Source organism: Prosthecochloris marina (genome assembly GCF_003182595.1).
Taxonomy (GTDB): domain Bacteria; phylum Bacteroidota; class Chlorobiia; order Chlorobiales; family Chlorobiaceae; genus Prosthecochloris; species Prosthecochloris marina.
In genome coordinates this window covers 28,306-50,611 of sequence record NZ_PDNZ01000010.1, presented here as the reverse complement: position 1 = coordinate 50,611, position 22,306 = coordinate 28,306, and the positions used below count along the sequence as shown (strand labels likewise).

Here is a 22,306-nt window from a genome sequence, read left to right as displayed (position 1 = left end):
GCAAAATCTTATTCCAGTTTCAATCCACAAGCAAAGGAGAGGGCTATGGCAGAAAAGAAAAGCTTGCTGAAAGAAATGAAGGAGAGTTTTTTCGTACATCCTGTCGCCGCACATTTCAGCAATGGATTGATACCGGTTGCTGTGCTTTATCTTCTGCTTACCCTTCCTTCAAGTGATCCGTTTTTCGAGCATACCGTCGAGCATCTTATCATTATCGTGCTGTTTGCGATTCCGGTATCTTTTTTTTCGGGAATTCACGACTGGACGGTGAACTACAAACGGGCTAAAACTCCTGTTTTCATGAACAAGATTCGGCTGTCGTTTGTGCTTTTCGGACTTGTTGCTTTTGCGGTGGCAATCCGCTTGACGGTTCCAGATGTGATGTACCGTAACGACTGGCTGCATTGGGTCTATATCGTGCTTCTTTTGGCGATGATGCCGGTTGTTACCCTCCTTGGTCATTACGGTGGCAAGCTTGCCGGGGCTGCAAAAATGGCGGCAGCTCGGCGAAAAAAGTGAGGCTGTTTTACCGCTAACGAGCAGATTGTTTCATAACCTAACTGAATTCCCCGTCCAGTTTTCTTTTTCTTGAAGCTTCATCGCACATTTTCATCAAAGCACATTAAAAGGACTCAACATGCTATGAGTAGAAAACATTTTTTTCCTGTTTTTACTATTGTTTCGCTTGTGATGGTATCACTTGTATCGGTACCGGATGCCTTTGCCGTCAAGACGCGCTTTGTTTTCGGCGGTGGTCCGGCGGGGGGGACTTTCCAGGTCGTTGCAAATGCAATACAGACCTACAAGCCGGTCAAAGATATAAAAGAGTTTTCGGTGAAAGCCCAGTCTTCGGCAGGTTCGATCGAAAATCTGCGCAGGGTGAATGCAGGAAAGTCGGATTTTGCCGTGGTTTATTCCGGCCATCTCTACCAGGGCAGGAATGGAATGCTCAGGCACGACCCGAAAACCTATGACAAAGTGCTGGCAGTAGGTTATCTGTACGGTGCTCCTGCCCAGTTGGTGGTGCGAAAGGGGGGCGGGGTAAGCTCCGTCGATGATCTGCAAGGCAAAAAAGTTGGGGTTGGGAATGCAGGGTCAGGTGCTTTTGCCAATTGCGAGCTGTTTTTTACCCATCTTGGATTGTGGGAAAAAATCGAGAGAAACGCCATGGGGTACAATGATGCTGCCGCGGCGTTCGGGAATCGGCAACTCGATGCATTCTGGCTCTTTACAGCTTTTCCCAGCGGGGCGGTTATTATGGCATCCCAGACAAACAGCATCGATCTTCTCAGTTTGGAAACTGCTGCGCTAAACAGCGGTTTTTATGAAAAGTATCCGTACTTCACCAAAGTCACCATTCCCGCCGGTACCTACCGAGGAGTCGATGAAGACAGGCATTCTTTTCAGGATTCGGCTCTCTGGGTGGCTAATGCAGATGTCCCCGATGATGTTGTTTATAAAATGTTATCGCTTGTCTACAGCGATGAGGGGATTGCGTATATGGTGAGCCAGAAAAAAAACTTCAGGGGGATGAGCATCGAAAACGGAGTCAATGGCATTGTAACGCCAATGCATCCCGGAGCAGTGAGGTTCTGGAGAGAGAAGGGGGTGTTGTAAGGTGTACGATCGGCTGTACAGGATTGAGCAAATCATTTTCGATCTGTTGGCAGTTGTGCTGGTTCTCTTCTATGGGTATTCGGCATTCATCCAGCCCGCACCAACCGAATACCATCGAGGTGTGTATATCTTGATCACCTATGTTCTTGTTTTCCTGCTCTACCGATCGGAATCTCATCTGATGCGTGTTGTCGATTACCTGCTGGTTGCTCTTTCTGTGTTTTCGATCGGGTACTGGATTCTGAATTTCGAGGCGATCAACTATCGAGTCGGTATGGAAACCCCTCTCGATACTGTAGTGGCGGTTATCGGGGTACTACTCGGGGTGGAACTCGCAAGAAGGGTTGTGGGTAACGTATTTGTTTTTATCGGAGCGCTTATGCTGTTCTATGGTGTTTACGGCGATTATGCCCCCGATATGTTTGCCCATGCTGGAGAGAGTTTTTCAGGTTTGTGCACCAGTATTTTTTACAAAAGTGACGGGGTGTTCGGAATAATGGCAAATGTTCTGGCCACCTACATTGTGCTTTTTGTGATTTTTGGGGCTTTTCTTGAGAAATCGGGAGCGAAACAGTTTTTTATCGACTTTCCTCTGGCAGTGTTTGGCCACAGAACAGGAGGATCTGCCAAGGTAGCTGTTATTGCAAGCGGTCTGTTCGGATCCATTTCCGGAAGTGCGATTGCCAATACGGCTTCAACCGGAACATTTACGATTCCAATGATGAAAAAGGCCGGATTTCGGTCGCATGTGGCAGGCGGAATCGAGCCTGCAGCGTCTATAGGTGGTATGTTCATGCCTCCTATTATGGGTGCCGGCGGGTTTATCATGGCTGAATTGACGGGGGTGTCTTACGCTCGAATCATGCAAGTGGCTCTTGTTCCGGCTCTGCTTTACTTTTTCAGTGTTTTTATGATGGTTCACTATGAAGCCAAAAAGCAGGGCCTTACAGGTGAGCAGTTTGGTGGAAATGCGCTCGATATCCTGAAAAAAGGATGGTATTACACCTTGCCGATCGTCATGATAACGGTTTTCATGTTTCAAGGGTTTTCACCCGGCTATGCTGCGGTTCTCGGTATTGTAAGCTGTATCGCGGTAAGCTGGTTACGTAAGGAGACGAGGATCGATGTAGCAGCGTTCAGAGAAGCTGCGCGAAAAGGCACCGAAAACAGCCTGCTCATTGGCTCGACCGTCGGAGTGATCGGAATCATTATCGGCGTACTCAACTACAGCGGAGTGGTGCTTACTTTTGCCGACATCATCATTGAACTGGCTCAAGGGCATCTTTTTTTGACGATCGGGTTCATTGCACTGGCCTCGCTGGTGCTCGGCATGGGGGTTCCTGTAACCGCAGCGTATCTTATAACCGCTGTCGTCGCCGTTCCTGCTCTGACCCATCTTGGGGTGAACTTGATTGCCGCTCACATGATTGTCTACTGGCTCTCACAGGATTCAAATGTTACCCCTCCTGTTTGTATTGCGGCATTCACCGGTGCTGCAATAGCCGAAGCGAATATGTGGAAGACCGCCTTCTCGGCTTTCAAATTTGCCAAGTTTCTTTATCTCGCTCCGTTTCTTTTCGGTTATGTTCCCGGGTTTTCACTCAACGGTTCATTATTTGATATTGTCGTCACTTTCATACTTTGTGCCGTGGGGACATGGTTTTACTCCTGGATGCTGAGCGGTATATGGCATGGAAAGGCTCCAGCGATCAACCCTGTTCGGGATGGATCAGGCGGGAGAGGCGGGAATTTATGAACTCCCTCTTGAAGTAGATCAGTGCATTGTCGAACTCTTCGACGGCGGTCATCGCCTTGTGTTTCTGCAATCTGAAAACCGGTTTCGACAGTTTGGGCGTTTGAAGGGCCGGTTTTGTCTCAAAGATTTCTGACCGAGGTTCTTCGGTATGTTGTTTTCTTGGCCATGAGAACTCTTTTTTTCTTTGTTCTCCATGACCAGTTGGTATTGATGATGATCGATACTTTTGCCGCTTGACAGCGGCGGCAAGTTTTTTTGAAAGTTATAGTAAATGTCTAACATTGCATGAGGAAATGGAGGGGATAAGGCATTCTTTTCCGATATATTGGTTTTTTTGCTTGCCAGCAATGGGCCGATCCAGTGACAATTCTAAAAAAAGTTGTTTTGAGAAAAATTCTCATACTGTTTGCACATCCTGCGTTGGAGAAATCACGGGTTAATGTCAGGCTGATTGAAGGGGTAGAGGCGATTACAGGAGTAACCTTTCATGATTTGTATGAACGCTACCCTGAGATGGATATCGATGTCAAAGCTGAACAGGACCTGTTGAAAGAACATGATATTGTCGTTTTCCAGTATCCTTTTTTTCTCTTCGGTATCCCTTCGTTGCTGAAAGAGTGGATGGACCTCGTCCTGGTACACGGATGGGCGTTTGGCCGAAAAGGCAATGCCCTGAAAGGAAAATGGATTTGCCATGTTGTTACAACCGGAGGCAGTAAAGCTTCGTATTCAAAAGGTGGTTACAATCGGTTTACCATGAAGGAGCTGCTTGCTCCTCTCGAACAGGCAGCGCATCTTTGCGGTATGCGTTATCTTCCCCCTTTCGTGATTCATGGTACCAACGTCATGAAACCGGACGTTATAAAAGAGCAGGTCAAACATTACCGGACGATTTTGAAATTGCTTACCGATCAGACATTCGATCCAGTGGGTCTATGCAGCCAGGAAAATCTCAATGATCAAATCAGGAGAGGATAAGGGGGCATTGGTATATGGATAGTGGAGGATTTTTTTTTCAGGCGTTTGTTTATCTGACTGCTGCCGTTGTTTCTGTGCCGATAGCTAAAAAGCTTGGTCTCGGTTCTGTACTGGGTTACCTGATAGCAGGGGTCATTATTGGTCCCTTTGTGCTGGGGTTGGTCGGCAGTGAGGGGCAGAGTGTCATGCAGTTCGCCGAGTTCGGCATCATCATGATGCTTTTCCTGATCGGACTCGAACTCCAACCGTCGATGATCTGGAAACTCAAGGGGTCCATTCTTGGTATGGGGGGTGCCCAGGTAACGGCAACTGCATTGCTGCTGATGGCCATTGCCTTGTTTTTTGGCTTGCAGTGGCAGACTGCCCTTGCACTTGGACTTGTCCTGGCTCTTTCCTCAACCGCTATTGTACTGCAGACCCTGCATGAGAAAGGTTTGATGCAAACGGACGGAGGGCAGAACTCTTTTTCGGTACTGCTTTTTCAGGATATCGCGATCATACCGATACTCGCCATTCTGCCGCTACTCGCAACCGCTCAGGCATCGTCTTCGGCCGTCCATGGAGACGGCGGTCATGCTGGCGGGACGACATGGATAGAAGGGTTGCCGCTCTGGGGGCAAACAACGTTGGTTCTTGGCGTTGTGGCCGGTATTGTTCTTGTCGGAAAATACCTGATCAACCCGTTATTTCGGCTTATTGCGAAGACACGTCTCCGTGAGCTTTTTACCGCGGCTGCCCTGTTGCTGGTTATCTCGATTACCATTCTCATGGGTAAAGTCGGTCTGAGTCCGGCTTTGGGTACATTCATCGCTGGTGTGGTACTGGCACAAAGTGAATATCGTCATGAACTTGAAACCAATATCGAGCCTTTCAAGGGACTGCTTCTAGGGCTGTTTTTCATCTCTGTCGGTGCATCGATCGATTTCGAGGTTATTGCCGCCAATCCAGCTTTGATTCTGCAGCTGGTAGCGGCATTGCTGTTGCTCAAGTTCTTTGTGCTGGCTGGCATAGGGCGGATGTTCGGGATGAGCTTCGATAACATCCTTCTTTTTGCTCTGGCTCTTGCAGAAGGAGGAGAGTTTGCGTTCGTTCTTTTTTCATTCGGATTGAACAACGGGGTTTTTGAAGCATCTTTGGTCAACCCGCTGATTGCGGTTGTTGCGCTCAGCATGGCCATGACTCCCCTTTTGGTGTTGCTCAATGAAAAATTTGTTCAACCGAGGTTCGGTACAGTGGAGAAAGAAAAAAAGAGTCCCGATACGATAGACCTGGACCGCAAAAGCAGTGTTATCATAGCAGGGTTCGGTATGGTCGGCAGTACTGTCGGGAGGTTCATGCAAGCCAATGACGAGGAGGCAACCTATCTGGATACCGATCCGGATAACGTTGACCTGCTGCGCAAAATGGGGTTGCAGGTTTTTTACGGAGATGCTTCGCGCAGTGATCTGTTGCAGGCGGCGGGAGCGGCTGAAGCAGAATTGCTTGTTATCGCTGTGGGCAATGCAGAAAAAGCCCTGGAAATTGCAGGGACAGCTCGTAAATATTTTCCTCATCTCGAGATCATAGCGCGGACAAGTGATTGGGAAGAGTCATTCGAAATGATCGGCATGGGGGTGAAAAACGTCTACCTCGATACCCTTGATGTCGCACTGCGCATGGGCGGCGATGCTTTGAGCAGGCTTGGACATAGGAGGTATCATGTCATGAGGGCGATGAAGACGTTCCGTCGTTACGAAGAGCGGCATCTGCACGAGCTTGCCGAGATAAGACACGACAAAAAAGAGCTCATGCGTGCAACGAAGCTACGGATAGAGGATCTCGAACAACTGATGCTCAAAGAGAAAGAAGAGCTCCACAAGGACAAGGATCTGGGGTGGGACGCATCGGGCCATATAGCTGACGACGGACATATGCGAAGCTGAGTGACAGGCTTGTTGAATTGTTGATCTGTTTATTTGTTGTTTGGGAGAGGGAAACAGTTCAGCAACTCACCGATTCAATAAATCAACAGCACTTTCCTGTTTTTGACTTTTACCTTTTGACCTTTGACTTTTTCTGAGCTACTTCTTCCAGAACGAGGGGTAGAACATCACCATGACGGTAAACATCTCAAGACGCCCTGTCAGCATGTTGAACGAGAGAAACCACTTGCCTGCTGCTGAGATATGTGAATAGGTATGCGCAGGGCCAATCTCTCCGAAGCCGGGTCCGATGTTGAAGAGTGCGGCGATAACCGCGCTTATGGCGCTGTAGAAATCCATACCGTCGATCAGCGTCAAGATTGCGCTGCCGACAAATATCATGAAGATGTTCAGAATGAAATAACTGATTGCCAGTGTGACGACTGAAGGGTCGGCATTTTTCTGATTGATTTTTATCGGAACTACAGCCAAGGGCTGCAGGAACTTCCTGCCTGTGGCGTAGAGATATTTGCAGATTATTTCGTAGTGTACCACCTTGATACCGCTGGTGGTTGAACCTGCGCTTGCACCGATCATGCAGGCGATCATGATGAGCATCTGAGCCGACTGAGGCCAAAGCTCATAATCGGCAGTAGTGAAGCCCGTTGTCGTCAGGATCGAGACAACCTGAAATGTAGCATATCGAATTGAATCGAAAATACCGCTGTAGCTTCCGGTTATCCAGAGAATCAGCGCGGTGAGCAGGCTGAGAAAAACAACAAATCCAATATACCATCGTATCTCTGTATTTTCTCTGACGGGTTCCCAATCCTTTTTCAGGATGTGATAGTGCATCATGAATGTCATGCCTCCCAGAAACATGAAGATGACGGTGATCCAATCTATCCAGGCGCTGTTATAATAGCCGATGCTGCTGTTCTTTGTCGAATAGCCCGAGGTCGAAACAGTACCAAAAGCATGGCAAAGGGAGTCGAAAAGCGGCATGCCTGCAAGAAGCAGAAGGAGTGACTGGATAAGAATAAGCGCAAGATAGATTCCCCAGAGCCATACAGCGGTCTGCTTGACGCGGGGAAGAAATTTTTCGCCGGTTATGACCTGGCCTGGATCAGCTTCCGCTTTGTAGAGCTGCATGCCTCCTATACCGAGAAGAGGAAGAATGATTATGGTAACCATGATGAACCCCATGCCTCCGATGAGATGGGTGGTGCTTCGCCAGAAAAGCAGCCCGTGAGGTACGGCTTCGATGTCGTCGAGAATAGTGGCACCAGTAGTGGTATAACCCGACATCATTTCAAAAAATGCGTCGGTGAATGATGGAATGGTTCCGTGAATCATGAACGGAATTGCCGAAACGGATGATACAAGAATCCAGCCGAAGGTGACGATGAAAAGACCGTCCTTCAATGTCAGATCGCGGTATTTGCGGTAACTCCACCACAGAGGCAGTCCTATACCGACCGTTACACCCATTGCTATAGCCAGTGAGAGGGCATCACCGTCGTTGTAGATCAGGGCGCATGCGAGAGGAAGGAGCATGGTACTGCCTATAAAGATAAGAAGAGCTCCAAGAACATTGAATATAGCGGGAAAGTTCATTGAGCGAAAGCAGGTTTCTTTGGTGTGTTATTTGAAAAGTTCTCTTGCGTCTTTTAGACTTTTTGTTGCCGAAACCACAACAGCGAGATCGTTTGGTTCAATAACCGTGTGTTCATCCGTCAGTTCACACCCCCCATTGCGTACCACGCCGGCAATGAGGATCTGTTTTTCCTGCAGCATGGAGCGCATTTTTTTTAACGGCTTTTTTGTGATTTGAGACTTTGGCGCAGCTGCAAGTTCGATGACTTCCGCGTCGACTCCATGCAGATGTGCGAGTGAGAAAAGTTCCCCCATTCGGATAAACTTCATGATTTCATCCGCAGCGGAAATCTTTTTGTTGAGAGCGACATCAAGGCCGATCGTCGATGCCAGGACAAGATAGTCTTCTTTTTTTACCAAGGCGATGGTTTTACCGACTTTTGCATTTGCATCGACATTGGACCTGTTCATGATATGCTTGGCAAGCAGGCAGCTGATAATGTTTGTTTCATTGTTGCCGGTGGTTGCGATGAAGCTGTCCATTTCCATCAAACCGCCAAGCACCATAACATTGACATCGGTGCCGTCACCAAGCAGGACATCGGTGTTTTTCAGCGTGGAGGCAAGTTCTTCGGCGTGTTCCTTGTCGTTTTCTATGAGGGTTATTTTAACGGTTTTTCCAAGTAGCTCGGCTACCCTCGCTCCAACCATTCCGCCTCCAACGATCATGACCTTGTGAATGCTTTGCTCACGCATATCCATGAGATTCATCAGCTGCGGAAGGTTTTTTTCATGCAGCATGATAAATACCTGATCGTTGGGAAGAATTGTGTCGTCTTCACCGGGGATGATGGTGGCGATGCCCCTTGCGACAGCAACGATCTTGAACCGGAAATCATTGTGCAAAAGGTCGATCTCTTTAAGCGTTTTGTTGACTATCGGGCTATCCGGGTTGACACGCATAGCGACCACTTTCATCTGCCCCTCACCGATATCGACGACGTCATTTGCCGAGGCTCTCATGACAAGGCGTGCCATTTCCTGTGCAACCAGTTCTTCGGGGTGAATGACCAGATCTATCTTGAAATCGTTTTTATTGAGAAACGAGTTCTCGTAGCCATATTCAGGGGAACGAACACGGGCAACTTTGCGGGGTATACCTAAACGGTCGGCTATGATAGATGCTATCATATTGACCGAATCTTCATTTGTAACCGCTATCAGCAAGTCCATGGTCTCCGCTTTTGCCCGTTGCCAGCAGGCTAGTTCCATGGCATTACCTTCTATAATTTTCGCGTCGATCTTATCGTTGACGCTGCTTATCAGCTGAGGGCTCGATTCGATTACCGTAACACCGTATCCATCATGAACAAGGCGTTGCGTCAGATGAAGTCCTACTCCTCCCAGGCCGATTACCAATATGTTTTTAACACTCATTCTTTGTTGTTCGGATAACAATTCCCAACGAAATGATAGAAAAATAATCTACAAAAAATAAAATCTGCAGATAACTTTATCGGTTTCTTCCTCAACGATGCCTGGATTACATGGTTGAACATTTCAGAAAAATCAGAAACGTCAATGCTACATTTGCTGTTGTTTCCAGTTCGGGTGGACCCTTGAAGAGGTGCGGAGAATATGGTAGACGATGTGTTTTTTTCCGGTGGTCTGGTTGAAAATTTCATTGTCACCGTCATAAAATTCTTCATGCAGATGGAAATGATTGAACTCGGAGAGGTATTGTTCTACCCACTGTTTTTGGCAGAAACTGTAATGCTTCAAAGGGTCAAGATAGTTTACGGGACGAAGAATGAACTCTCCTCTGATTTCTTCGGCTGGCTCTCCTTCCATGCGAACCGGCCCGAGTGCAACGTAACTTCTGCTTTTGGGGTCGAACCAGCGTTTGTTTTGCAGCAGGATGGGACGGGTGGTAAATCCGAAGTTCAACTCGTCCGGATTGTTCGGATTATCAAGGCCGCCCATTGCATACACTTTATCGTTCCAGCTTTCATCCCATGAAATCTCCATTTCTGCGGGTCTATCCTTGCAGCGTTTGTCAATGGTGTAGCGGTGTTCGGATCTCCAGGCAGCTGCACGGACAAATGCGAGAACGCTTCCCCTGAGTTCACCGCCGTAACGTTCAGCCAGGGCGGCCTGTTCAGGATACGCCTCTCTTTTCTGGATTTCGACCAGCGTTACCCAGGCCCACTCCACCGCCGAGAGATCATGAGGATCAAGAAAGGCTTTCAGGGTAACGTGATAATAGGTTTTTGCCGTTGCCTCACGTTCGATAGGATAAAGGAAAAATGCCAATAAAAAGGAGGCTACGACAAATACTTTATTCCGTTTTGTCATACGAAAGATACCGTGTTGCGGTTATTCAAAGGAAGCTACATTTTTTTTATGAATCATAAGATCCATCAATGGGTTCATAAGGGATCTTCAAACAACAATGAAACGGTTATTATAGCAATAGCAGTTATTGCCAGGTGACAAAAAGCTACCGCTCTCTTCTTGAGGGTCTGGTGCTCTACGTTCTCTCTGTTCAGATTTTCTGCCCAGGCTGATCTTGGCACCGAACAGGTTGCGTTGGAGTGGACCTCGGGTGGAGTGTTCTCTATGCTATCGATGAGGATACAAAAACAGTGCTTTACCGGAGGCCGCAGACCATTGTTTTTACTAAAGATATTACTTGTTTTTCTGGGCAGATTCCTTTATGGCCGAACCGGCTGATTCAACATCCTTTCCAACGCCTTCAATAGTATTGCATGAGGAAATAGTGAGAAGAAGTGCGATGTTCAGTACAAAAACGATCTGTTTCATAAAAGTCCTACTCTGATTGCTTTGCAGAAATTGCTTGCATGTGCAACATAACGGTCGTTTGCGGTTCAAGGTGAAAATTTAGGAAACGATCGGAATTCTGGCAACCGGTTTGTCGTTCTTTTCTGATGCGCGGGAGGAGGTGACGGTTGGTTTGTGGTGTCGTTCTGTCCTTCTGTTCCTTTTGCAGCTTTTACACATCGACCGTTGCGGAAGTTTCTTCTTTGGTTTTAAACTCGACAACAAGCCATTTGTCTTCATAATTGGCGCTCATGACGCGGAGTCCTGCAAGAAAAGCAGGGAGTACGACCCCTTTCTGGTAGTTGCCGATGCGGATAGTCATGAGTTCGCCTACCTGTACGATGTTTGCTTCCATGTTGTTGTCGAAAACGAAAGGCACACGGAGTTTCATGATGTAATGCCCATCGCTTTTTTTCTGGATATCCACATGTTCTTCCCGGTAAAAAATTTCCATGGGGCTGGTGGCACTGTAGATGATATTTCCCACATTTTCAAGCATGTCGAGGCCCACAACCTCTTTTCTAAACAAAGGAACTTTCGCGATCGGGATCGGTGAGAAGGTTTTTTCGATCTGATCGATATATTTTTTCTGGATCTCTTTCCATTCGCTGAGATACTGTCCGTCAACTTCCTCGAAAAAAACACGGTTGATGACGATCTGATCGACCGTTATTCCATAAAGGTTGAGATAGGTGAGAGCGCGCATGGACTCCTTGATGACCATTTTTTCGGGATTCATGACCAGGCGTACAGTTGTTTTGGTGCTGTCCGACAGAAGATCTATGATGCCATCAACGGAAGAAAAAAGATTATCGACCTGGTTGTAAACCTCCTCTTCAGGCACGATATCCCGCAATTTGCCGACGCGTTTCGAGATGGGGCGGATAACCGGTTTTACCACATACTTTTCCATGTTGCGGATGAGCTTGAGCATCCAGCCAAAAGTTTCCGGAATCGAAAGCAGGCGAAGCGTTTCTCCGGTAGGCGCGCAGTCAACTACGAGGAGGTCATAGTCGTTCGACTCGTTGTATTTCTTGATATAGGAGAGAGAAAAGAGCTCTTCCATACCGGGAAGAACGCCCATTTCCTCGACATAAATGTCTTTTATTCCCTGCACTTCCATGAGATGTGCGAAGTGCTCTCGGACAATTTCCCAATTGAGGGTCAAGTCTCCATAGACGCTGACTTCCTGACCATAAAGATTATCGGCAATTTTAACCGGGGCAGCTCCAAGTTCAATATCGAAAGAGTCTCCAAGGCTGTGAGCGGGGTCGGTTGAAATGACCAGGGTTTTATGTCCTGCTTTCGAGGCTTTTAGTGCTGTCGCTGCAGCGATGGTTGTTTTACCGACCCCGCCTTTTCCGGTGAAAACAATATTTCTCATGGTTGCTCCCGTTGAGTTTGCGCCTACGATCGATAAAAGAACAACCGTTTTGTCCTGTAGAAAATTCTCAGGTGAAAAGGCTTCATAAGCCCGGGAAAAACAAAGAGAGCATTGATAGAGTTGCTTAACAGACGTAAAGCCTATAAGAACTCTACAAGGTCATCCAGTGCTTTTCTCTTTTTAGGAAATGGTTGTGCGTCGGGAGATGCAAAACCGAGCGGGGTGAACGTGAATATCTCCTCGTTTTCTTCAAGACCAAGTGCTTTTCGCAAAAGATCGGGCTTGAAAGCGGCAATCCAGCAGGTGGCAATGCCTTCCCAGGTTGCTGCAAGGATGATATGGTCCATGGCGATTGCAAGATCGGTTTCGATCGAATTATAGCCGTCGTGACGCCTCACCCAGGCTTCGTCTCGTTTCCCGGTAACAAAAAGCAGGTGAGGGGCGGTCTGAATCCAGTCTGCAGGATAACAGGGGTAAATTTCAGCAAGTTTTTCCGGTGAACTGACCACCTTGAATGTCCAGGGTTGGATGTTTTTGGCTGAAGGAGCCATTTGCCCTGCGGAAAGAATTCGCAGAAGAATCTCGTTCGGTATCGGTTTGTCCTTACTGTAGCTTCTGAGGCTGCTGCGGTTCTTTACCAGTTCGTAGATGTCCATCATGCTTGTTCTCCTTTGGCCAGTTCTTTGAAGTTTTTAAGTGCTTTCGGGGATCCTATTGCAATGATAGTTGCTTTTTTCTGAATAACTTCGGACGGTTTTGGCGTCGAATGTATCTCTCCTTCAGGGAGCTTGTAGCCAACCAGATTGATCTGGTAGTTGTTGTAGAGGTCGGCTTCGCGGAACGTCTTGCCTGATAGTGACGATGTTTCAGTGATTATGAACTGGGCGATCTGAAGGTCAAGTTGATTCGCGTCGCTGAGTTCGTCGAGATACTGGGCAAGGTCGGGTTCAATCAGCATGTTTGCCATTTTGCGTCCGGCTGACTGGTAGAGCAGTACAACGTGCTCTGCCCCGGCTCGAAGCATCTTGTTTTCCGATTCTTCACAATCGGCTCTGGCAATGATGTGCAGGGACGGTTTAAGGGTTCTGGCGGTCAGTACTATAAAGACGTTTTCTGCATCGGTGCTAGCTGAGGCAATCAGCCCTTTTGCTTTGTTGATCCCGGCGTTCTTTAACACTTTTTCATCTGCAGCGTTGCCTTTTATCGCGACGTACTCGAGCTTGCGGGCAAGCTCGACCTGCTCGTCAAGGGTATCGATCACGACAAAGGGGATTTTTTTGGCATATAGCTCGCTGGCGACATTTGATCCTAAACGGCCGTAGCCGCAGATAATGTAATGGTTATCGAGGTTAAGGAGCATACGATGGTTTCGTTGTTGTTCCCAGTGCGAATGCCATTCTCCTGAAAGGAAAAAAGCTGCGACACTGCTTAATGTAAAGAAAAATAAGCTTGTTCCTCCGATGATCAGTGCCAGCGTGAACAGTCGCCCTGTTTCAGAGAGGGTATGAACTTCGCTGAAGCCGACGGTGCTGAGCGTAATGACCGTCATATATAGCGCATCGACAGGCGTCATGTCCTCGATATAGATATAACCGGATACCCCTATCCAGATAAGAAAGAAGAGGCTGATAATCGAAATCGAGAAACGGCGGAATGTTGTGAGCTGCTGCGTATCTCTGCTCAATGAAAAAGCAAATTATTAGTGGAATGCAAAAAACTGTTTGGAAATCATGCAGGCTGTATTTTACCAAAATCCTTTGAAATGCTTTGAAACATCTTGTTTGTTGCAGTTTGCATGATAAAAGACATTCCGGCATTGGTCATGTTTTTGATGACATTTTCCGGTATGATTCTGAACGCGGGATAAAGCATGAACCTGACATTGATTTTCAGATCAAAGTCTACTTTTGTTTGTGCCTTTTTATGGGGGTGCACATACATTTCTGCAAAGGCCCTGCCTTCAAAAATATAGTTTTTGGGGTCATCGATCGCTGTATCGGTAGGATAGTGCTCCCAGATGATTTTTTTACCGACGGTACTTTCATGAATGATATTTTCGGGAATATTGTCCGGATCCATATCTTCATACTCATCCGGTAAAATAACCATCAGTTCCTGCTTTTCCTCAATAAAGAAGATAACGTCAAACGGGTTGTTTTGGGGATCGGTTACCCGAAAATGCCATTTATAGATATTATCTATATCGGTTTTTTCCACTTCGTAGCAGAAGGGATTGAACTCAAGGATTCTTTTGTGGTTAGAGAGATAGTCAACAGTTTCATGAAACTCCCCATGAAAAATCCATTCGCCCTTGCTTTTGCCTGTTGCTTTAATTTCAAAGTTGTTGTTCATCGTCTTCTTTATGATCAGCTTACAACGCTTTTGCAAATATACCAAAATGGTTGCAATCAAGCTCGTTATTGACGCTCTTCCTGCAGGCGTACAGTTTGTTCGTGAAGTTTGAGGGCTTCTATGACTTCATCGAGGTTGCCTTCGAGTATCTGGGGCAGAGCATGACTTGTAAAGCCGATACGATGGTCGGTTACCCTCGATTGCGGGAAATTGTAGGTGCGGATTTTGGCGCTGCGATCACCGGTTGTAACCATCGATCTGCGAAGATCGGCCCGCTCCTTGTTTTTTTCTGCAAGCTGCATGTCGTAGAGCTTCGCCCGAAGCATTTTCAATGACCGTTCACGGTTTTGAAGCTGGGATCGTTCTTCCTGGCAGGCCACTACAATTCCGGTCGGAATGTGGGTGATACGGACCGCCGTTTCAACTTTGTTGACATTTTGGCCGCCTTTTCCTCCGCTTCGGAAAGTATCCATATGAAGATCCTCCTTGCGGATCTCGATGTCGACCTCTTCGGCTTCAGGGAGAACCGCCACGCTTGCTGCAGAAGTGTGAATTCTTCCCTGGGTCTCTGTTTCCGGTACTCTCTGGACGCGATGTACTCCGCTTTCAAACTTCATGGTTCCATAGACATCGTGACCGCTTATACTGAGCATGGCTTCCTTGCAGGCGCCAGGTATGCTTGCTTCGCTGAATTCCATTACCTCGTATTTCCAGCCGTTCCGTTCCGCGAACTTTTGATACATCCGTAAAAGATCGGTGGCAAAAAGAGCGGCTTCGTCACCTCCGGTTCCTGCACGTATTTCAATGATGACATTCCTTGAATCGGCTTCATCCTTCGGCAGAAGCAGCAGTTTCAGCTGCTGCTCGAGTTCAGGCGCGCGCTCCTGAAGTGTCTCAAGTTCGGCCTGAGCAAGCGCTTTCATTTCAGGATCGGTTTCCTGTTTTACCATCTGGCGTACCTCTTCGAGCTGCAGCTTGTTGGATTTATAGCTGTCGAATGCCCGGACGATCTCTTTCAGGTCACTATACTCCTTGTTGAGCTTTCTGAATCTTTGCTGATCGGCAATGACTTCAGGATCGGAAAGCTGTTCTTCGACGCGGAGGTACTTGTCCTTTATGGACTCAAGTTTATCAAGCATAATCGAGTTCCTGCTCCCTGTACCCTTTGCTCAGGGGTTGATGATGTCATTGATAATAAAAAATAAAAAGAGCGTCAGGAGCAATGCCATACCGATCTGCTGAATCCTCATTTTCAGCTGAAAAGGAATCTCTCGACCTATAATGCCTTCAATGGCGTTAAGCACAAATTGCCCACCATCCAGAGCCGGAATGGGAAGGATATTGATGAAGGCAAGAGAGATCGACAAGAGGGCTAAAAAGTAAAGAAAACTGCTCAGTCCCTGTTCGGCACTCTGGTTGGCTATCCTCGCGATTTTGATCGGTCCACCAAGGGATTTGCGGAAATCTTCCTTGCCGGTCAGGATTTTGCCAAACCCTTGTACGGTTGTTACGGTTAGGTTCCACGTTTGTTCCAGACCGTAGGTGGTTGCATCAGCCAGGTTAAGTTGCCGGTGGTCTATGACGAGTGTTTGTTTCAGTGCTATACCGATTTTTCCGGTGGATGTCGGGACAATATCTGAAACGGTCTGCGTTCCGAATTCCCGGATTTTCGAAACATCGACCGTACCGTCATCGGCTGGAGGGGCAAGGTACTTCCATGCGACCGATATTGTTTGTCCGGGGTTTGCGGAGATGATGTCGACAACTTCAGTCCAGTCATGAATAGGTTCGTCATTGATCGCGGTAATGAGTGCTCCCGGTTTCAATCCCGCTTTTTCCGCAGGCTGGTTGCCAAGTACCTGATCGATTACCGGAGCCATCAGCGGGCGTATGCCAAGAGCCTGGTTTTCGTTGATACGGGTAAGTATGTCGGCAGGTGCACGCAGTGTTTTGCGGTTTTCATCTTGCAGTACAGTATAGGTCAGGGTCTGACCTGCAAAATTTTTCGGAGAAAGTACTTCTTCCCAGTACTGTACAGGTTGACCGTTCACTGCAACAAAGCGGTCACCGGTTTGCATGCCCATCGATTCATAAACCGAACCTTCTTCAACATAGGCGGGATTGACCACGGAGGTTCTGCTTTCTCCGAAAACCGAAGCCATGGCGATAAATATGGCCGCGGCAAGAATCATGTTCATGGCCACACCGCCAGCAAGGACAATGAGCCTTTGCCAGACAGGCTTCGCCCGAAACTCCCACGGTTCGGGTTCGGATTTCTGGAAATCGGTGTCGAGGCTTTCGTCCACCATACCGGCTATTTTCACGTATCCGCCCAGGGGGAAAGCGCCAATGCCATATTCCGTGTCTCCGATTTTCTTTTTCCAGAGACGAAGGTTATAAAAATCAAACCCGATGTAGAACTTGTCTACCCGCATACCGAAAAGCTTGGCTGCAAGAAAGTGCCCGAGCTCATGTGCGGTAACAAGAATGAAAATCGCGATGATAAAATAAAACGTCGTGCTTAAAAAGTCCATGATCTATTTTGTTTCCTTCAAGACTGGCTATTCCATAAGCCGTTCATAACGGTGGTTTTGGAATGCCGATTCATATTATCGTTATATAAGTACAAAAAAGCTATACTGTCATCGCTACCGCCTTATCGCGAGCCCATTTGTCGGCAGCCAGATACTCTTCAAGAGAGGATGGTGCATATGCATCATGTTCCTGCATTGTCTTGTCGACAATTGCAGGTATGTCGGTAAATCCTATTTTCTTGTCGAGGAATGCGGCAACAGCGACTTCATTTGCCGCATTGAGTACGGCCGGAAACGTCTGGCCGGCTTTCAACGCTTCGAATGCAAGACGAAGTGCCGGAAAGCGATCCATGTCCGGTTGTTCGAACGTGAGTGTTCCAACCTGAGTCAAATCGAGCTTTTTAATACCGCTTTCACACCGTTCGGGCCAGGAGATTGCATAGGCTATGGGGGCTCGCATGTCCGGAGCGCCAAGCTGTGCCATGACACAGCCGTCTATATATTCTACCATCGAATGAATGATGCTCTGTGGATGAACCACCACACCTATTTTTTCTACAGGCATGTCGAAAAGCCAGTGGGCTTCGATAACTTCCAGTCCTTTGTTCATCAACGTGGCGGAATCGATGGTTATTTTTGCCCCCATGGACCACTGTGGATGCTTCAGCGCTTTTTCAGGCCCTACACCGTGCAGTTCCGATGCGGAGGTTTGCCTGAACGGCCCTCCCGATGCAGTCAGAATAATGCGCTCAATATCTTCAGCCCTGTGTCCGGTAAGTGATTGGAAGATTGCGGAATGTTCACTGTCTACCGGGAGAAGGGTGACATTATGTTGTTTTACCAGATCCGAAACAAGCTGTCCGGCGACTACCAGCGTTTCCTTATTGGCTAAAGCGATATCTTTGCCCGCTTGTATTGCCCTGATGGTTGGTACAAGACCTGCCGCACCGACAATGGCCGATACAACCATGTCCGAGCCTTCTGCAGCGCCTACCACAGCAGCGCCTTCTATACCCCAGTGTATTTCGGGTTTATCGGAACCGAGCAGTTCTTGCAATTGCTCGGCCGAGTCTTCATCCCTGACAGAAACGATGTCCGGTTTGAACTCCTTGATCTGCTCTGCAAGCAGGTTGACGTCATGGCCTTCGGCAAGGCTTGCTACGTTGAATTTTTCAGGATGTTGCCGGACGACATCAAGTGTGCTCAAACCGATAGATCCGGTACTGCCGAGGATGGATAATGATTTCATGGTGTTGGAATATTGCTTTAAATCACTGGGATTCCGGCCTGAATTTATACTTTTTCAAGACGGGTTACAAATTATTCAGGTTAGCGCAATGTCGTCGTTTTGTAAAAAAGTTTTGATCTTGAACGGAAAAGTCGTATACTATCGTCCCTTTGGTATGGGTCTCTAGCTCAGTTGGTTAGAGCGACTGGTTTACACCCAGTAGGTCGGGGGTTCGACTCCCTCGGGACCCACTCTTTTTTCTCTCTGCACCGGTGAAGGTACACTCCAATATTTCCGAAGTCCATCCTTTTTGCCTTCATTCACGGATCTGCTTACTAAATTTATCCGCCAGAAACGTTGTTTTCTCCATCTGCATCAGGTTCTCTGTGCCGGTTATGCTTTTTATCCGGTATTCAACAAAAGAAGTGACAGTTATTAAAATATTACTGGCAAGCTGAGTACGGGAAGAAATAGGCGGTGCCTATCTGTCTGATAAGGCAATCAGGATTTGCGACAACAGAGGTTGTTAACAAAGCCGCTTATATCAATACATTAAAACCGGTTCGAGTATGATCTGGTTGTTTTTCTATCACATCCAGCGAGGATACTTTTGATGCTGGTGGTCCGATCTTTGTATCGTTGAGCAGTTCATCGACAAGCCCGTCAGGACCTTGAGCGTCAATTTGAACCGTTCCGTCGGGCATATTTCTTACCCATCCACTTAATCCCAGGCGAGAAGCCGAGCGTTCCACAAACATTCTGAAGCCTACTCCCTGTACCAGACCGTATACTGTAACAAGAACGCGTTTTTCCATTGTTATTGACCATGGCTATCATCAGCCATGCCTCCCTGCGAATTTCACAAGGCAGACACGGCGATGAAAAGGAAGACATCTGTCAGCTTTCGCCTGAATTTTTGTTTTGCTTTATCTTTTCAACAGCTTCTTCAAGAGTGCGAAGCTCGTCTGCGTCGACATCTTGTTGCCCATTGTGAGTTGGCTTTTCTTCTCTCTCCACTACCTTCTCTCCGCACTCATGGGCTATGCTGTGGAATGAGTTTCCAGCTGGTCTTTTGCCAAGAATTTCCTCAATTTTACAATAGTGAAGCACTTCCTTGTCAAGCAGTTCCTTTGCAAGCAGTTCAAGCTTGTCGCTGTTACCGGTCAGTATCTCTCGAACCTGTTTCTGCGCCTTATCGATAATCGAGTGGACCTCTTCGTCGATAAGACGGGCGGTATGCTCGCTATATTTCTTGTCAACACCAGGACCACCGTAGTAGGGATTATTGCTTTCGAAGTAAGATATGTTGCCCAGCTTTTCGCTCATGCCGTAAACGACAACCATGTTATAGGCTATTTCGGTCACTTTTTCCAAATCGTTCTGGGCTCCGGTTGAAATCTCGTCAAAGATGATTTCTTCTGCGATTCTTCCTCCAAGCAAGCCACAAATTCGCGAAAAAAGCTCCTTCTTTGTCATGAGGTAGCGGTCTTCAAGAGGCAGGTTCATCGTGTATCCCAACGCGCTCATGCCTCGGGGGACGATGGATATTTTTTGCACGGCATCGTTTTCCGCCATCATCCAGCTGATGATGGCATGGCCTGACTCGTGATAGGCAACAACCTTTTTTTCTTGCGGGTTGATAACTTTGTTCTTTTTTTCCAGCCCTGCAACGACACGCTCAATAGCATCTTCAAAATCTTTCATCTCGATGCTTTGTTTGCCTCTCCTCGATGCAAGCAAAGCTGCCTCGTTTGCGGCATTGGCTATTTCTGCTCCGGCAAATCCGGGTGTTTGTGATGCCAGCACCTTGAGATTGACGTCGGGTGAAAGAGAGAGTTTCTTGGTGTGAACCCTGAACGTATCGATACGGCCTTTCTGATCCGGTTTATCGACCATGATCTGGCGATCGAATCTTCCCGGGCGGAGCAGAGCGTTATCCAGTACGTCCGGCCGGTTGGTTGCTGCCATGAGGATGACTCCCTTGTCGGTTGCAAAACCATCCATTTCAACCAGCAGCTGGTTCAGGGTATTCTCTCGTTCGTCGTTGGCTCCCATCATCATGCCTTTACCCCGGCTCCGGCCAACGGCATCAATTTCATCGATAAAGATGATACAGGGAGCTTTTTCTTTGGCCTGGCGGAAAAGATCCCGGACACGTGCAGCGCCGACACCAACAAACATTTCCACAAAATCCGATCCACTGATGCTGAAAAACGGAACGTCAGCTTCGCCGGCAACAGCTTTTGCAAGAAGCGTTTTTCCTGTTCCGGGAGGACCTACGAGCAGAACACCTTTCGGTAGTTTGCCTCCAAGTTTTGTGTATTTTTTTGGGTCCTTGAGAAAGTCCACCACCTCCATAACCTCGGCTTTTGCCTCGTCGAGTCCTGCAACGTCCTTGAAGGTGATGCGTGTATGTTCGTCAAGGTTCTCGTACAGGGCAGCTTTGTTTTTGCTGATATTCATGAACTGCGAACCCGGTCCGCCAAGACGGCGGAAAACGAAAAAGTAAATACCGATCAGCAATGCGAAAGGCAGTACCCATTGCAGTAATTCCCCGATCCATGTATTGCCGGGTATACCTTGGTAACGAATTCCTTTTGTCTCGAGAAGTTGAATGAGTTCTTCGTCTCTTACCGGAACAACATAAACCTCTCTGGATTCAGACGGTGAGCCGGGAAAAATGGAGCCTGGTCCATCACTTTTCCCGTTAGCACTGGTTGTCGGGGTTACTCCCGGTTTCAGATTTACATAAATGCGTTCAGGAGCTATTTTAACCGATTCTATCTTGTTTTCTTCTATATACTTGCGGAATGTACTGTAAGTGATTTCCTCACTGGCGCCAGACCAGAAGAATGCAAGCTGTAGGCCGATAAGGATGAGTACGATAACGATATAGTAAACCAGCGAGAATTTCGGTTTTTTGTCGTTGTTCTCTGGATCGTTTTTATAAGGATTCTGTGGTTTAAAAAGGTTGTTTGACATCTATTCTTTAAAGAAGTTACAAGTATGTTCAATTTCTAACAGTAATAAAAACAGTATTGAACCCGGATTATGAAACATAGCTTTAATGCTTCAGAGGCTTAATAAGTTTCTTGGCCCTGAAACACCTCTTCCGTTGGTGAGGACTTTGCCTGTTTGTATTTTTGCTATCTATTGTTTAGATAGATCAGCGAAACGGGAACGGTTTCTAATACATCATGTCTTATAAGTAAAAGCTATGAATATATCCATGAATGCAGCGAGAAACAAGGTCAATGAGCAGATTTTGTCGAAGAAATCCTTGTTGTGTGTCGGCCTCGACAGCGATCCCGACAAAATTCCGGAGATATTCCATAGCATGCAAAAACCTGTCCTCGAGTTTAACCGTGCTGTTGTCAGGGCCACCAGGGAACATGCAGTAGCGTATAAACTTAATATGGCTTTTTATGAATCGAGAGGGATCGAAGGTCTTCTCGATATGCAGAGTACCTTGGAAAACCTACCTTCTGAAAGCCTTTCCATTGCCGACGCAAAGCGTGCCGATATTGGCAATACCAGCAGGAAATATGCTGAGGCTTTTTTCGATCACTGGGGTTTCGATGCTTTAACGGTAGCGCCCTATATGGGGGAAGATTCCCTCGAACCTTTTTTTGATTATGACCAGAAACTGATTTTCGTGCTTTGCCTGACTTCGAATCCGGGGTCCGCTGATTTTGAGGAACAGCAGTTGCAGTCGGGGACCTCACTCTATCAAGCTGTTCTTTCGAAAGTGCAGCGGTGGGAACGGAACGGTAATGCAGGTATTGTGGTGGGGGCAACGAAAAGCAGTCAGCTCAGAGAAATCCGTAAAGCGGCGCCAGGGTTGTTTTTCCTGATTCCCGGTGTTGGTGCTCAGGGTGGGTCATTACAGGAGTCCGCTGCGTTTGGTGTGGATGAAAACAGCCAGGCGGCGCTTATCAACGTCAGCAGGGGGATTATTTACCCCGAAGGGAGCTTTGATTCAATCGAATCATTCGAAGATGCGGTGAGTGTGAAAGCCGCACGATTGCATAATGAAATGCAGAGTATTTTTTGAGCAGGTTTTTGTATACTAACCGGTACTGGATATATCCTCCCCCAACAGAGACTCAACGTCTCTAT

19 protein-coding genes and 1 tRNA gene are annotated in these 22,306 nt (G+C 47.4%); 7 read left to right on the top strand and 13 right to left on the bottom strand.

Annotated elements, in window-relative coordinates:
• The first annotated feature begins 45 nt into the window (after window positions 1-45).
• The 5 genes from CR164_RS12075 (at window position 46) to CR164_RS12050 (ending at window position 6,273) form a co-directional block, all read left to right on the top strand.
• The gene (locus tag CR164_RS12075) at window positions 46-519 is read left to right on the top strand and encodes a hypothetical protein (protein WP_110024275.1); all 474 of its coding nucleotides are present in this window, start codon (window positions 46-48) and stop codon (window positions 517-519) included.
• 123 nt (window positions 520-642) lie between these two features.
• Window positions 643-1,617, top strand: coding sequence for a TAXI family TRAP transporter solute-binding subunit (locus tag CR164_RS12070; RefSeq protein ID WP_110024250.1), 975 nt, complete (start codon window positions 643-645; stop codon window positions 1,615-1,617).
• Between the two features lies 1 nt (window position 1,618).
• Complete coding sequence (locus CR164_RS12065) at window positions 1,619-3,373, top strand: TRAP transporter permease (protein WP_110024249.1); 1,755 nt, start codon at window positions 1,619-1,621, stop codon at window positions 3,371-3,373.
• A gap of 360 nt (window positions 3,374-3,733) precedes the next feature.
• Window positions 3,734-4,351 (top strand): NAD(P)H-dependent oxidoreductase, encoded by a 618-nt coding sequence (locus CR164_RS12055; protein ID WP_239994555.1) that lies wholly within the window; start codon window positions 3,734-3,736, stop codon window positions 4,349-4,351.
• Window positions 4,352-4,365: 14 nt separating this feature from the next.
• Complete coding sequence (locus tag CR164_RS12050; RefSeq protein ID WP_110024246.1) at window positions 4,366-6,273, top strand: monovalent cation:proton antiporter-2 (CPA2) family protein; 1,908 nt, start codon at window positions 4,366-4,368, stop codon at window positions 6,271-6,273.
• Window positions 6,274-6,411: 138 nt separating this feature from the next.
• On the opposite strand, the gene CR164_RS12045 is transcribed toward CR164_RS12050, so the two are convergent.
• The 11 genes from CR164_RS12045 to CR164_RS11995 all read right to left on the bottom strand — a co-directional run bounded on the left by CR164_RS12045 (window position 6,412) and on the right by CR164_RS11995 (window position 18,208).
• Complete coding sequence (locus CR164_RS12045) at window positions 6,412-7,869, bottom strand: TrkH family potassium uptake protein (RefSeq protein WP_110024245.1); 1,458 nt, start codon at window positions 7,867-7,869, stop codon at window positions 6,412-6,414.
• Between the two features lie 27 nt (window positions 7,870-7,896).
• Complete coding sequence (gene trkA / locus CR164_RS12040; RefSeq protein ID WP_110024244.1) at window positions 7,897-9,285, bottom strand: Trk system potassium transporter TrkA; 1,389 nt, start codon at window positions 9,283-9,285, stop codon at window positions 7,897-7,899.
• Between the two features lie 147 nt (window positions 9,286-9,432).
• Window positions 9,433-10,203, bottom strand: coding sequence for a hypothetical protein (locus tag CR164_RS12035; protein WP_110024243.1), 771 nt, complete (start codon window positions 10,201-10,203; stop codon window positions 9,433-9,435).
• 333 nt (window positions 10,204-10,536) lie between these two features.
• Entirely contained in the window at window positions 10,537-10,671 is a 135-nt protein-coding gene (locus tag CR164_RS12030; RefSeq protein WP_110024242.1) for an entericidin A/B family lipoprotein, read from the bottom strand.
• A 190-nt stretch (window positions 10,672-10,861) separates the two neighbouring features.
• Entirely contained in the window at window positions 10,862-12,073 is a 1,212-nt protein-coding gene (locus CR164_RS12025; protein ID WP_110024241.1) for an ArsA family ATPase, read from the bottom strand.
• Window positions 12,074-12,213: 140 nt separating this feature from the next.
• On the bottom strand, window positions 12,214-12,732 hold the full coding sequence (locus tag CR164_RS12020; RefSeq protein ID WP_322113411.1) for a nitroreductase family protein: 519 nt from the start codon (window positions 12,730-12,732) through the stop codon (window positions 12,214-12,216).
• The gene (locus CR164_RS12015) at window positions 12,729-13,757 is read right to left on the bottom strand and encodes a potassium channel family protein (RefSeq protein WP_110024239.1); all 1,029 of its coding nucleotides are present in this window, start codon (window positions 13,755-13,757) and stop codon (window positions 12,729-12,731) included. Before CR164_RS12015 ends, CR164_RS12020 begins: the two co-directional genes overlap by 4 nt.
• 44 nt (window positions 13,758-13,801) lie before the next feature.
• On the bottom strand, window positions 13,802-14,425 hold the full coding sequence (locus CR164_RS12010; RefSeq protein WP_110024238.1) for a DUF1997 domain-containing protein: 624 nt from the start codon (window positions 14,423-14,425) through the stop codon (window positions 13,802-13,804).
• 65 nt (window positions 14,426-14,490) lie between these two features.
• Complete coding sequence (gene prfA, locus CR164_RS12005; RefSeq protein ID WP_110024237.1) at window positions 14,491-15,564, bottom strand: peptide chain release factor 1; 1,074 nt, start codon at window positions 15,562-15,564, stop codon at window positions 14,491-14,493.
• 30 nt (window positions 15,565-15,594) lie between these two features.
• A complete protein-coding gene (gene rseP / locus CR164_RS12000) occupies window positions 15,595-16,959 on the bottom strand; it encodes an RIP metalloprotease RseP (protein WP_110024236.1) in 1,365 nt (454 codons plus the stop codon).
• Window positions 16,960-17,059: 100 nt separating this feature from the next.
• Window positions 17,060-18,208 (bottom strand): 1-deoxy-D-xylulose-5-phosphate reductoisomerase, encoded by a 1,149-nt coding sequence (locus CR164_RS11995; protein WP_110024235.1) that lies wholly within the window; start codon window positions 18,206-18,208, stop codon window positions 17,060-17,062.
• A 156-nt stretch (window positions 18,209-18,364) separates the two neighbouring features.
• Between CR164_RS11995 and CR164_RS11990 the strand changes: the two genes are divergently transcribed.
• Window positions 18,365-18,438: transfer RNA gene (locus tag CR164_RS11990), tRNA-Val, on the top strand.
• Between the two features lie 288 nt (window positions 18,439-18,726).
• Here CR164_RS11990 and CR164_RS11985 read toward each other — a convergent pair.
• Window positions 18,727-19,002: an acylphosphatase gene (locus tag CR164_RS11985; protein WP_110024234.1), complete on the bottom strand. Its 276-nt coding sequence runs from the start codon at window positions 19,000-19,002 to the stop codon at window positions 18,727-18,729.
• Window positions 19,003-19,084: 82 nt separating this feature from the next.
• Window positions 19,085-21,169 carry an ATP-dependent zinc metalloprotease FtsH gene (gene ftsH, locus CR164_RS11980; protein ID WP_110024233.1) on the bottom strand — a complete coding sequence of 695 codons (2,085 nt, stop codon included), beginning with the start codon at window positions 21,167-21,169 and terminating at the stop codon, window positions 19,085-19,087.
• Window positions 21,170-21,416: 247 nt separating this feature from the next.
• Between ftsH and pyrF the strand changes: the two genes are divergently transcribed.
• Window positions 21,417-22,241 carry an orotidine-5'-phosphate decarboxylase gene (gene pyrF / locus CR164_RS11975; protein WP_110024232.1) on the top strand — a complete coding sequence of 275 codons (825 nt, stop codon included), beginning with the start codon at window positions 21,417-21,419 and terminating at the stop codon, window positions 22,239-22,241.
• Window positions 22,242-22,306: the final 65 nt, after the last annotated feature.